The following is an 11124-nucleotide window of genomic DNA, read 5'->3' on the forward strand; positions in this document are numbered from 1 at the left end:
GCCGGCGGCCCCGCCGGACCGTCCGCCGGCCCGGACCCCGCGCCGACACCACCACCCGGCGCCGGCACCCGCGTCACCGGAGTCCGCCGTACCGGCTGCGACACGCCGTTGCCGCACCGCCGACCTGAAGGCGTCCGTCGGGGCCGGCCACCCCGGCGCCGGGCAGGCGAACTTCGCCATCGTCCTGACCAACGTCTCCCGCCGCACCTGCACGGTGCACGGCTTCCCCGGCCTGGCGTTCGCCGACGGCGCGGGCGAGGCGGTCACCCCGGATCCCGAACGGGCCACCGGCGAGGAGACACGGACCGTGACGCTGGCCCCCGGAGCCGACGCCTGGTCGGCGATGACATACACCCGTCCGGCGATCACCGGTGTCACCACCGTGACACCGGCGGCCGTCCTCGTCACACCGCCCGACGAGACGACCCCGATCCCGGTCCGCTGGAGGGGCGGTGAGGTCTCCGACACGGGCAAGGCGTCGGTGCCCCGGGTGAGCCCTCTCAGGCCGGGCGACGGCACCTGATCCGCACGACGGCACACGACAGTGGACGCGGCGACTGCCGCCACGGCCGCCGGGGGAGGCCCTGCCGGACCCGGCCCGGACACCGAGGGAGCACACATGACCGAGATGATGGGTGACGAGGTCTACCAGCCGGACGGGGCCGAGGCGCGGGACGACGCCGGCCTGCTGGACGCGTCGGACACCCTGGACTACCGGGGCGGCGACGAGTTCTTGGACGCGGGGTACTCACCTCCGGAGAGACCGTGGGGCGTGGAACACACCGGCGTCACGGCGGCGGAGCGGTGGCGGGGGGAGAGCCTGGACGAGCGCCTCGCGGAGGAGGTGCCCGACATCGGAGTCCCGGAGGGCGACGGCATCGGCGACCTGTGGGACCGGGACGGCGAACCGATCGACGACGAGGTCGGTGGCGAACGCGCCGGACGGCTGGTCGCCCCGGACCAGGGCACCCGGCAGAACACCGCATCCGACCTGTTCGCCTCCGACGTCGGACCGGACGGAGCCGGGGCGTCGGCCGAGGAGGCGGCGATGCACATGATCCCCGACACCGCCCCCTTCTGACCCCCGGCGCGGCACGCCACCACCCCGGAAGCGCCCGCCCGCGCGTCGCGGCAGGGCTCGGCCCCGGGCCTGTTCGCGGCCCGGGCCGCACCCCCGCCACAGGCCCTCCCCAGGCGGGACGTCAGATCCCTCGAACATCACTCAAGGGCACGCGGTCACCGGCGCCTCCTGCGCCGAAAGACTCGCCGGGGTCCGTTTGTTAGGCTGCCCTTGCCTCCCGTGGGGGAAGTCCGGTGAGAGTCCGGCGCTGACCCGCAACGGTGTGCACGGCACCGGATCCGCTGGTCGCCGTGCGAGCCCGATCGCCTGCGCGGGGGTGTGTCGACCCGTTGACTGCTCGCCGTGGACTGCGAGAGGGGATCGCCCGGCCGGGTACGGCCGCACGGGCTCCTCCTGCTCGACGTCCAGCAGGCGGCCCGTGTGAAGGACGGCCCCCGTGCGCCGAAGTACGGCTCCCAGCCGCATATCCGTGCTGCCGCTCAGCCTGTCCCTGGCGGTGCTGCTCCTGTTGTCCCTCGTGGGCGGTGTCGGGCTCGGCGCCGCCGGGATCGGCTGGGCCGAGGTGGCGCGCTTCCTGTGGGCCGGACTCAGCGGCGGCACCGTCCGCGCGGGCGACGCGGCCGCTTACGCCATCGTCTGGGAGATCCGGCTGCCGCGGGTGCTGCTGGGCGCCGTCGTCGGAGCGGGTCTCGCGGCCGTCGGCGTGGCCGTGCAGGCGCTGGTGCGCAACGCGCTGGCGGACCCGTTCGTCCTCGGCGTCTCCTCGGGCGCGGCGGTGGGCGCCAACGCCGTCATCCTCCTCGGCGCGTTCGCCGGGCTCGGGGTGTGGGCGCTGTCGGTCTCGGCCTTCGTCTCCGCACTCGCGGCCATGGCGCTCGTGTACGCCGTGGCCCGCTCCCCGCGGGGCCTGACACCGCTGCGGCTGATCCTGACCGGTACGGCGCTGGCGTACGGCTTCGAGGCCGTCACCACGGTCATGGTGTTCGGCGCGGCCCGGGGCGAGGCGGCCAGGTCGGCGATGATGTGGCTGCTGGGCAGCCTGGGCGGTGCCACCTGGGCGCAGGTGCCGCTCGCCGCGGTCACCGTGGCGGCCGGATGGGCCTGGTTGCGCCGACGGGCCGAGGCGCTCAACGCGCTCGCCATGGGCGACGAGACCGCGGCCGCGCTCGGCGTCGTACCGGCCCGGCTGCGCCGTGAGCTGTTCCTCGTCACCGCGGCCGTGACCGGGACGGTGGTGGCCGTCAGCGGGGCCATCGGGTTCGTCGGGCTGATGGTGCCGCACGTGGCACGGATGCTGGTCGGCGCCGACCACCGGCGCGTCCTGGCCGTCGCGCCGCTCGCGGGGGCCGTACTGCTGGTGTGGGCCGACACACTCTCCCGGCTGCTGTTCGCCCCGGCCGAGCTGCCGGTCGGAGTGATCACCGCGGTCGTCGGCGTGCCCGCGTTCCTGCTGCTGATGCGGCGGGGCGGCTACGCGTTCGGAGGCCGCTGAGCATGCGACTCACCCTCGACGACGTGACCATCGAGGTGGCCGGGACACGCCTGGTCGAACACGTCGAACTCACCGTGGGCAGCGGGTCGTTCGCCGGACTCGTCGGCCCCAACGGCAGCGGCAAGTCGACCCTGCTGCGCTCCTTGTACCGGGCGCTGCGGCCGTCCGGGGGAGCGGTACGGCTGGACGGCGACGACCTGCACGCCATGGACCCGCGAGCCGCCGCCCGGGTGCTGGCCGCGTTGCCGCAGGAGTACTCGGCGGAGTTCGACTTCACCGTCACCGAGGTGGTCGCCATGGGACGGCTGCCGCACCAGGGCCGCACGGCCGCCTCGGACCGGGATATCTGCGTCCGGGCGATGGAACGCACCGGCGTCGCGCACCTCGCCGACCGGGGGTTCCCCGGCTTGTCCGGCGGCGAGAAGCAACGCGTCCTCATCGCGCGCGCCCTCGCCCAGCAACCCAGGATCCTGATCCTCGACGAGCCCACCAACCACCTCGACATCGCTCACCAGCTGGAGATCCTGTCCCTGGTCCGCGACAGCGGCCCGACGGTGCTGGCCGCCCTCCACGACCTCAACCTGGCGGCAGCCCACTGCGACGTCCTCTACGTCCTCGACGGCGGCCGGATCGTCGCCTCCGGGCCACCCCACGACGTCCTGCGACCACCGTTGCTGGCCGAGGTGTTCGGCGTCCGGGCCCACACCGTCCGGCACCCCGGGACGGACGCCGTCCAGCTCCTGTTCGACCTGCTCCCGCCCACCACCTGAAGGACGCCATGCGCAAGCGACTCCTCGCCACCGCCCTCTGCCTCGCCGCGACCGCCACCGGATGCGGCGCCACGGTGGAACCGGCGCGGGACGCGAAGACCTCGTCGTCGGTGACTCTCACCAACTGCGGGCGCCGGGTGACGTACGACAAGGTCCCCGAGCGGGTCGTCACCAACGACGTCGGCATCACGGAGATGATGTTCGCCCTGGGCCTGGAGGACCGCATGGCCGGCTTCGCCATGCCCGACGACAAGGGAGACGTGCGCGGTGTGCCCTGGAAGGACGGCTACGACAAGACGACCTGGCTGTCCAAGGACCAGCTCACCAAGGAGGACGTCCTCGATGCCCGGGCCGACCTCGTCTTCGCCGGCTGGAACTACGGCTTCCGCGAGGACGGCGGCTTCACGCCCGACGCCCTGAAGAAGCTCGGCATCCCCTCGTACATCCTCACCGAGTCCTGCCGCAACGGCCGTTCGAAGACCTCCCGGGGCATCATGCCGCCGGTGGACGCCCTGTACACCGACCTCACCAACCTCGGCAGGCTCTTCGGCGTCGAGAAGCGCGCGGCCGCGCTGATCGCCGGCTTCAGGAAGCAGATCGCACAGGTGCGGGCCAAGGCGCCCGAGGGACCCGGCCGTCCTTCGGTCTTCCTCTACGACAGCGGCCGCGACACCCCCTTCACCTCCGGCCGCTACGCCGCCCCGGAACAGATCATCACCGAGGCCGGCGGCGTCAACGTCATGCACGACGTGGCGGACTCCTGGACCACGGTCGGCTGGGAGACCGTGGTCCGGCGGAACCCGGACGTCATCGTCGTCTGCGACTACGGCGACGTCGGCGCCGAACAGAAGAAGGAATTCCTGCTCTCCTACGCCCCGTTGCGGAACGTCTCCGCCGTCAAGCACCGCCGGATCGTCTCCCTCGACTACGCCGACCTGGTCGAAAGCCCCCGCAACCCCTCGGCGATCACCCGGCTCGGCGCCTACCTGCGGACCGTACCGGCCACCCGATGAGGCCCGCCAGGCGCGTCCGGCGAGCCCGTGCCCACCCTCGATCGTCTGCCGGGACCGCCGGACCGCATCGCGACACCGCTCCGCCGAACGTGACCGGGCGATGTCGGGTGATCGGCGGACAGGCGAGGAACGGGTCCGGTAGATGTGTGTGCGTGAACGAATCCGCGCCCGAGGACGGCGAGCCCACCTCCTTCGTCGAGAGGACGAAGAACCTGTACGGGAAGCACAAGGGGAAGATCCTCGCCGTCGGCACGGCCCTCGGCGGCGTGGCCCTGGCCCTCGGTGCCGTGGCCGCGAGGAAGGCCGTGGAACGGAACACCACCGAGGACGCCGAGGACACCGGCCCGGTCGCCGGCCCCCCGGCCGTGGACGAGCGGCGGAAGAGCCCCGTCAAGCACCCGGTGGCCGAGCACACGAGGACTCTCGCCGACGGGCGCGTCGTACCCGTGGCGGGGTATGAGCGGGGCGGCTGCCCGGACGACGAGGAGGAGGACTCCGGGGACGCCGCGGCCTGAGCGCCCGGGGGAAGGGCGCCGCAGCCTCTCGTTCCCGTGCGCTGCCGGCACCCGCCGACCCGTTCACGAAGGCCGGCCCCCTGCCGGGGGGCGCCCCGTCCGGCCGTCGCCCGGTTGCGCGGGGAGGAGGGCGACGGGCGGACGGGGCCGGTGGTCAGGACGCCGTGCAGGTCCCGAGCGTCGGAGCGGCCGAGCTGCCGTTCTTCATGACCGTGAAGCCGAAACTGGTCGAGGCACCCGCCGCGAGGCTGCCGTTGTAGGTGGAGCGCACCGTCGCCACGTCGCCGTTCCAGGTCGGGCTGCCGTTCCACAGCGCGGACACCTTCTGCCCGGAGGGGAACGTGAGCGTCACGGTCCAGCTCGTGATCGGCGCGGCGCCGGCCGTCACGGTGACCTCGCCGTTGTAGCCGTCGTTCCAGTCGGAGGTCCGGGCGTAGGCGATGGTGCACGCCGCTGCCGGGTCACCGCCGTTGCCGCCGCCGTCGCCGCCCCCGGTACCGCCGAGCGTGGTCAGGACGGCGTCGTACGCGGGCTTCTCCGCGTAGTTGGAGTCGAACAGCAGCGGGGTGCCGCTGCTGCGCCAGGAGTACTTGTCGGTGATGCCCCACACGGTCAGGCCGGTGCAGCGCGTGACCGCCAGGCAGGCCTTGACGACGTTGGCGTAGTTGTTGGCCTGTGCGGTGCCGGACCCCTCGATGTCCAGCTCGGTGATCTGCACGTCCACACCGAGGTCGGCGAAGCGCTGGAGGTTGGCCTGGTAGTCGGACGGCACCGGGGAGGCGCTGTTGAAGTGGGACTGGAAGCCCACGCAGTCGATCGGCACACCGCGGGCCTTGAAGTCCTTGACCATGTTGTAGACCGCGTTGCTCTTCGCGTTGACGCCGTCGGTGTTGTAGTCGTTGTAGCAGAGCTTGGCGTCGGGATCGACGGACCGGGCGGTGCGGAACGCCTCCTCGATGAAGCCGTTGCCGAGCTTGTCCTGGAAGGGCGAGCTGCGCCGGGCGCCGCTGGAGCCGTCCTGGAACGCCTCGTTGACCACGTCCCACGCGTAGATCTTGCCCTTGTAGTGCTGCATGACCTGGGTGATGTGGTTGTTCATCGCCGTGCGGAGATCGGTGGCGCCCAGACCGGAGACCCAGGAGGGCAGCTGGGAATGCCACACCAGCGTGTGCCCGCGGACCTTCATGCCCTTGCCCTGCGCGTGGCTGACGATCTGGTCGGCGGCACCGAAGGTGAAGGTGTTCCGGGTGGACTCGGTGGCGTCCCACTTCATCTCGTTCTCGGGCGTCACCGAGGTGAACTCGCGGTCCAGCGTGCCGGCGTAGGCGGATTCCCCGAGGTGGCTGGCCGCGACCGCGGTACCGAAGTAGCGGCCCTTCGCGGCCGCCGCGGAGCCGAGGGTGTCGTCGGCGGCGGCGGCGCTGTGCGCCAGGGCCGTGAGCGTCGTCGCGGCGAGCAGCGCGGACGTGAACGCCCCGGCGGCCCGCCTGGACAGCGATCTGGGCATGGGCATGCCAGCTCCGTTTCCGAAAATTTCGTGTCTATGGCCGAATGTGACGGGCAGATTACGAACTGAAGCGGCGGTGGTCAACGGTTCGCACGACTTTTCGGGAGGTCATCTGGAGGTCGGCCTTCCTTGCGACGCCGAGGAGTTGTGCTGCCGTAAGAGTGGTTGACGTCGCTCTCTCGCGCCCTTAACGTGGCGCGGCACGTTCCGAAAGATGTTCGAATGTTTCGAAACGAGGGGCGATGACATGACCCAGAGAAGGCCGAGGCTACGGCCCCTGCTGACCACCCTGCTCGCCATCCTGGCGCCGCTGCTGGCCGCGCTGACCCTGTCGGCGCCGGCCGCCCACGCGGCCTCCCTGACGGAGGTCACCGGATTCGGCGCCAACCCGAGCAACCTGCGCATGTACGTCTACCGTCCGGACAGCGCGCCGGCCCGCCCCGCGGTCCTGGTGGCCGTGCACTACTGCACCGGGTCCGGCCCGGCCTTCTACTCCGGCACCGAGTTCGCCTCGCTGGCCGACCGGTACGGCTTCGTCGTCATCTACCCGTCGGTGACCCGCAGCGGCGGCTGCTTCGACGTCTCGTCGCCGCAGGCGCTCAGGCGCGGCGGCGGCAGCGACCCCGTCGGCATCATGTCGATGGTCACCTACGCCGAACAGCACTACGGCGCCGACCCGGACCGCGTCTACGTCACCGGCGCCTCGTCGGGCGCGATGATGACCAACGTCCTGCTCGGCGACTACCCCGACGTCTTCAAGGCCGGAGCCGCCTTCTCCGGCGTGCCCTTCGGCTGCTTCGCCACCACGGACGGCTCCGGCTGGAACAGCGCCTGCGCCAACGGAACCGTGACGAAGACGCCGCAGCAGTGGGGCGACCTGGTGCGCGGCGCCTACCCGGGGTACAGCGGGCCCCGGCCCCGGATGCAGCTGTGGCACGGCACCGAGGACACCACGCTGCGCTACCCGAACTTCGGTGAAGAGATCAAACAGTGGACCAACGTCCTCGGCGTGAGCCAGACGCCCGCGTCCACCGACCACCCGCAGTCCACCTGGACCCGCACCCGCTACGGCGGCACCGGCACCCAGGCCCCCGTCGAGGCCATCAGCATCCAGGGCACCGGGCACACCCTGCCGGCCGCGGGCATGGCCGCCCGCGCCATCTCCTTCTTCGGACTGGACTCCACGACCACCCCGCCGCCGACCGACCCGCCCACCCCGCCGGCCGGCGCCTGCCGGGTGACGTACACGACCAGCACCTGGAACACCGGGCTGACGGTCGCGATCACCGTGACCAACACCGGCACCACGCCGGTCGACGGATGGGCGCTGACGTTCCCCCTGCCGGCCGGACAGACCATCACCTCCGGCTGGAACGCCCAGTTCTCGCCCTCCAGCGGCACCGTCACGGCGCGGAACGCCGCCTACAACGCCACCCTGGCCCCGGGCGCCTCGGCCACCCTGGGATTCCAGGCCACCCACACCGGCGACACCTCCGCCCCGGCGTCCTTCAGCCTCAACGGAGCCGCGTGCGCCACGGGCTGACGTACATTCACAGCTGACGCGGCGGGTGACGACGCGGCCGTCGTCACCCGCCTGCTTCGGCGCCCGCCAGGAAAGGCAGTGACCGTGCCCCGCACCGGAACGGCAACGTCCTCGCGCGTCTCGACCGCCGTGGTCGTGGTGGTCGCACTGGCGCTGGCGCTGTTCTCCCTGAGCACCGTGGAGACGCTGCCGGTCGGCTTGCTGCCGCTGGTCGCCGACGACCTGGGCGTGTCCGAGGCGGAGGCGGGCCGCCTGGTGACCGGGTACGGCATGGTCGTGGCGGCCGCCTCGGTGCCGCTGACCCGCCTGGTCCGTCGCGTGCCGCGGCGCACCCTGCTCTGCGGACTGCTGGCCCTGTTCGTCCTGGCGAATCTCGTCTCCGCCCTGGCCCCGGACTACTGGGTGCTGCTCGGCGCCCGCGTCACGGTGGCGCTCACCCACTCGGTGTTCTGGTCGGTCATCGCGGCCACCGCCACCGCCCTCTTCCCGCCGGAGGTGCGGGGCCGGGTGGTCGCCGGGCTCTTCTCCGGGGTCTCCTTGGCCGCCGTCATGGGTGTCCCGGCCGGAACCTGGCTGGGCCAGCAGGCCGGGTGGCGGATCCCGTTCGCGGTGATGAGCGGATTCGGGTTCCTCGCCCTGGTCGCGGTCGCCGTCCTCCTGCCGTCCGCGTCCGGCGAGGGGGGGCGCGTCACGACCGGCACCGAGCCGAGCCGCCACCGGTTCCTGGTCCTGATGACGGCGACGGGCCTCGTCATCTGCGGCGTCTTCACCGGGTTCACGTACATCACCGTCTTCCTCACCGACGTGACAGGCCTCTCGCAAGCGGCCGTGGCGCCCCTGCTCCTGGGCTCGGGCGTCGCCGGCATCGCGGGCACCGCCCTGGCCGGAGCCCGGGTGGACCGCCGCCCGCGCGGCACCCTGGTGCTGGGCTCGGCCCTGCTGACGGTGACGATGCTCGCACTGAGCGCGCTCGGTGACCGTTCCTTCGCCGCCGTCTGCCTGGTCGCGCTCCTCGGTTTCGCCATGGCGGCGATGTCGACCGCGCTGCAGAGCAGGATTCTTCACGTGGCGCCCGGGAGCACCGAGATCGCCTCGGCCGTCGGCTCGTCGGTCTTCAACGTCGGCATCGCCGGCGGCTCCCTCGTCGGCGGCCTGCTGCTGCCCACCGGCCTCGGCGTACGAGGCGCGGTGCTCGCCGGCGGTGTGCTCGCGGCCGCCGGCCTGGCCGTACTGCTGTCCGAATCGTGGGTGGTGCGGCAGGGGGAACGACGGGCCACCGTCCGGGTTCATTCGCGAGCGCGCTCCACCGCGCGGTAACGGGGAGCCAGACCGGGACCGGAGCCGTCGCGCAGGGCGAGTTCCGCTTCGGCGAGCCGGGCCACGGCCCCGGGGTCGGACAGGCCGGGCACGCACACGACCTCTCCCGACTCCAGGGCGGCGAGGGACGCGGTGACGACATCGGCCGCCGCCATCCCACCCTCGCCGTGCACCCGCGCCTTTCCGGGCACGGGTGCCTCACCCGTGCCGAGGTGGAACTCGGTGGCGGTGAGTCCGGGGCAGACGACCTGGACGCGCACCGGCGTACCGGCCAGTTCGGCGGCGAGCGTCCTGGTGAACGTCACCATGTACCCCTTGGTGCCCCCGTACACGGCCCGGTGGGGGAGGGGGCCGGGCGGCAGGGCGCCGGCGAACGCGAGCAGCGAGGCCACATTGACGACCGCGCCACGGCCGCGCGCCAGCATGCCGGGAAGGGTGGCCCGGGTGAGCACCGTCGGTGCCACGACGTTCACGTCGATCACCCTGGCGAGCAGGGCCGGACCGACCTCGGTGAAGGGTCCGTATCCGTTGATCCCGGCATTGTTCACCAGCAGCGTCACCTCGTCGGCGGCGATCCGCTCCGCGACCCTGGCCAGGTCCGAGGGCCCGGCCAGGTCGGCCACCAGCAGCTCCACCCCGGCACCGGTCGCCTCCCGCAGCCGTTGCGCCAGGGCGTCGAGCTGCTCGGCACGCCGGGCCACCAGCACCACGTCCCAGCCCCGCCCGGCCAGCCGGGCGGCGTACTCGGCACCGATTCCCGACGAGGCCCCGGTCACCACGGCTCGGCCCGCTGTCTCGTCGTACGCCATGACGGATCCCTTCGCCCGGTGATCCCGCCGCCCTGCGGCCGGGAACAGCCGGGTGTCCGCTCGCCGTCCCGCCGAAACTCCGGCGGCGGCCTTCACACCCGGCGGCGCCCGGCCCCGGTGTCGGCCACGGCTACCGCCGTCCCCCGGCAGCGGCGTCACGCACGCGCGTCGTGCCGGACCGGCCCGTAACAGGCGCTTGCCGCTCCGGTGATCAGCGCCCAGTAACGGTCGCCGAGCGACCAGTGCCACCACTCCGTCGGGTAGTTCACCAAGCCCGCGGCCGTCAGCGCACCCCCCAGGATCGCCCGGTGGTCACGCGCCCGCCGGCCGATCCCGGCGGCGCCGGTGTAACAGGCCCCGGCGCTCTCCTCGGGAGTCGCGTTCATGGGCGTGCCCAGATCGAGCTCGCGCCCGTCCGCGTCCGCGAGGGTCAGGTCCACCGCTGCTCCGGCGCTGTGCGGTGCGATCTCCGGGGGTGACACGAAGCGGCTCGCCGCCGACCGGATCCGCTCCTCGGACCATCCCGGCTGCCCGGCCCTCAGGCCGGCCGCGTATTCCTCGAAGTAGCGGCGCTGCAGCTCCGGGGGGCGATAACCCTCGACCACCAGGAACCTCAGACCGGCCGGCAGGTGCGTCTGTGCCTGGACCAGACGGGCCAGCACACCTGTCCGCAAGAAGAAGAAGGCGTCCGAGTCGTCCCGCTTTCGCGAGTCCACAAGGAGCCGGCCGCTCTCCCGGACATCGGTCAGCGGCTCACCGCACTCGTGCACGGGGACGGCCGCGACCCGTGGATCCGACATCAAGATGATCTCACTCATCCCGCGATGATCCCGCAGGAGCCGTGGTCGCCGCGTTCGTGCGGGTGGGCGACGAGCCGGCCTGGTGACGCCGGGCGCTGGACCGGGCCCACGAGGAGAACGCCTGCCGCGCCGGATACCGGCAGGCCGCTCCGCCCGCCGGTGTCCGGCGCCCCGCACGCCCGCGGGCCGGGGGGGGGGGGGGGGGGGGGGGGGGGGGGGGGGGGGGGGGGGGGGGGGGGGGGGGGGGGGGGGGGGGGGGGGGGGGGGGGGGGGGGGG

11 protein-coding genes are annotated in these 11124 nt (G+C 72.9%); 8 read left to right on the forward strand and 3 right to left on the reverse strand.

Annotated elements, in window-relative coordinates:
* Positions 1 to 124: 124 nt before the first annotated feature.
* From ACZ4W9_RS37735 to ACZ4W9_RS37760, 6 genes are all read left to right on the forward strand, one after another.
* A complete protein-coding gene (locus tag ACZ4W9_RS37735; RefSeq protein ID WP_467943739.1) occupies positions 125 to 523 on the forward strand; it encodes a DUF4232 domain-containing protein in 399 nt (132 codons plus the stop codon).
* A 96-nt stretch (positions 524 to 619) separates the two neighbouring features.
* A complete protein-coding gene (locus ACZ4W9_RS37740) occupies positions 620 to 1081 on the forward strand; it encodes a DUF5709 domain-containing protein (protein ID WP_467943719.1) in 462 nt (153 codons plus the stop codon).
* A 436-nt stretch (positions 1082 to 1517) separates the two neighbouring features.
* Positions 1518 to 2573, forward strand: coding sequence for a FecCD family ABC transporter permease (locus ACZ4W9_RS37745; RefSeq protein ID WP_467943721.1), 1056 nt, complete (start codon positions 1518 to 1520; stop codon positions 2571 to 2573).
* Positions 2574 to 2575: 2 nt separating this feature from the next.
* Positions 2576 to 3343, forward strand: coding sequence for an ABC transporter ATP-binding protein (locus ACZ4W9_RS37750; RefSeq protein ID WP_467943723.1), 768 nt, complete (start codon positions 2576 to 2578; stop codon positions 3341 to 3343).
* A gap of 8 nt (positions 3344 to 3351) precedes the next feature.
* The gene (locus tag ACZ4W9_RS37755) at positions 3352 to 4356 is read left to right on the forward strand and encodes an ABC transporter substrate-binding protein (protein ID WP_467943725.1); all 1005 of its coding nucleotides are present in this window, start codon (positions 3352 to 3354) and stop codon (positions 4354 to 4356) included.
* Positions 4357 to 4508: 152 nt separating this feature from the next.
* Positions 4509 to 4871 carry a hypothetical protein gene (locus tag ACZ4W9_RS37760; RefSeq protein ID WP_467943727.1) on the forward strand — a complete coding sequence of 121 codons (363 nt, stop codon included), beginning with the start codon at positions 4509 to 4511 and terminating at the stop codon, positions 4869 to 4871.
* Positions 4872 to 5025: 154 nt separating this feature from the next.
* Here the strand turns inward: ACZ4W9_RS37760 and ACZ4W9_RS37765 are convergent, their stop codons facing one another.
* Entirely contained in the window at positions 5026 to 6384 is a 1359-nt protein-coding gene (locus ACZ4W9_RS37765; protein ID WP_467943729.1) for a glycoside hydrolase family 10 protein, read from the reverse strand.
* Positions 6385 to 6625: 241 nt separating this feature from the next.
* Here ACZ4W9_RS37765 and ACZ4W9_RS37770 point away from each other — a divergent pair, with 241 nt between their 5' ends.
* Positions 6626 to 7921: an extracellular catalytic domain type 1 short-chain-length polyhydroxyalkanoate depolymerase gene (locus tag ACZ4W9_RS37770; protein ID WP_467943731.1), complete on the forward strand. Its 1296-nt coding sequence runs from the start codon at positions 6626 to 6628 to the stop codon at positions 7919 to 7921.
* Positions 7922 to 8005: 84 nt separating this feature from the next.
* A complete protein-coding gene (locus ACZ4W9_RS37775; RefSeq protein ID WP_467943733.1) occupies positions 8006 to 9238 on the forward strand; it encodes an MFS transporter in 1233 nt (410 codons plus the stop codon).
* Here ACZ4W9_RS37775 and ACZ4W9_RS37780 read toward each other — a convergent pair.
* Positions 9208 to 10047 (reverse strand): SDR family NAD(P)-dependent oxidoreductase, encoded by an 840-nt coding sequence (locus tag ACZ4W9_RS37780; protein ID WP_467943735.1) that lies wholly within the window; start codon positions 10045 to 10047, stop codon positions 9208 to 9210. The two genes, ACZ4W9_RS37775 and ACZ4W9_RS37780, sit on opposite strands and share 31 nt — an antisense overlap.
* 155 nt (positions 10048 to 10202) lie before the next feature.
* Positions 10203 to 10865 (reverse strand): M15 family metallopeptidase, encoded by a 663-nt coding sequence (locus tag ACZ4W9_RS37785; RefSeq protein WP_467943737.1) that lies wholly within the window; start codon positions 10863 to 10865, stop codon positions 10203 to 10205.
* Positions 10866 to 11124 lie beyond the last annotated feature (259 nt).

The sequence above is a fragment of the Streptomyces sp. NPDC029296 genome (assembly GCF_055569255.1).

Coding starts and splice junctions, on each gene's coding strand:
- ACZ4W9_RS37785 (WP_467943737.1), bottom strand. CDS start 10,865: ATGAGTGAGATCATCTTGATGTCGGATCCACGGGTCGCGGCCGTCCCC.
- ACZ4W9_RS37780 (WP_467943735.1), bottom strand. CDS start 10,047: ATGGCGTACGACGAGACAGCGGGCCGAGCCGTGGTGACCGGGGCCTCG.
- ACZ4W9_RS37740 (WP_467943719.1), top strand. CDS start 620: ATGACCGAGATGATGGGTGACGAGGTCTACCAGCCGGACGGGGCCGAG.
- ACZ4W9_RS37765 (WP_467943729.1), bottom strand. CDS start 6,384: ATGCCCATGCCCAGATCGCTGTCCAGGCGGGCCGCCGGGGCGTTCACG.
- ACZ4W9_RS37770 (WP_467943731.1), top strand. CDS start 6,626: ATGACCCAGAGAAGGCCGAGGCTACGGCCCCTGCTGACCACCCTGCTC.
- ACZ4W9_RS37755 (WP_467943725.1), top strand. CDS start 3,352: ATGCGCAAGCGACTCCTCGCCACCGCCCTCTGCCTCGCCGCGACCGCC.
- ACZ4W9_RS37750 (WP_467943723.1), top strand. CDS start 2,576: ATGCGACTCACCCTCGACGACGTGACCATCGAGGTGGCCGGGACACGC.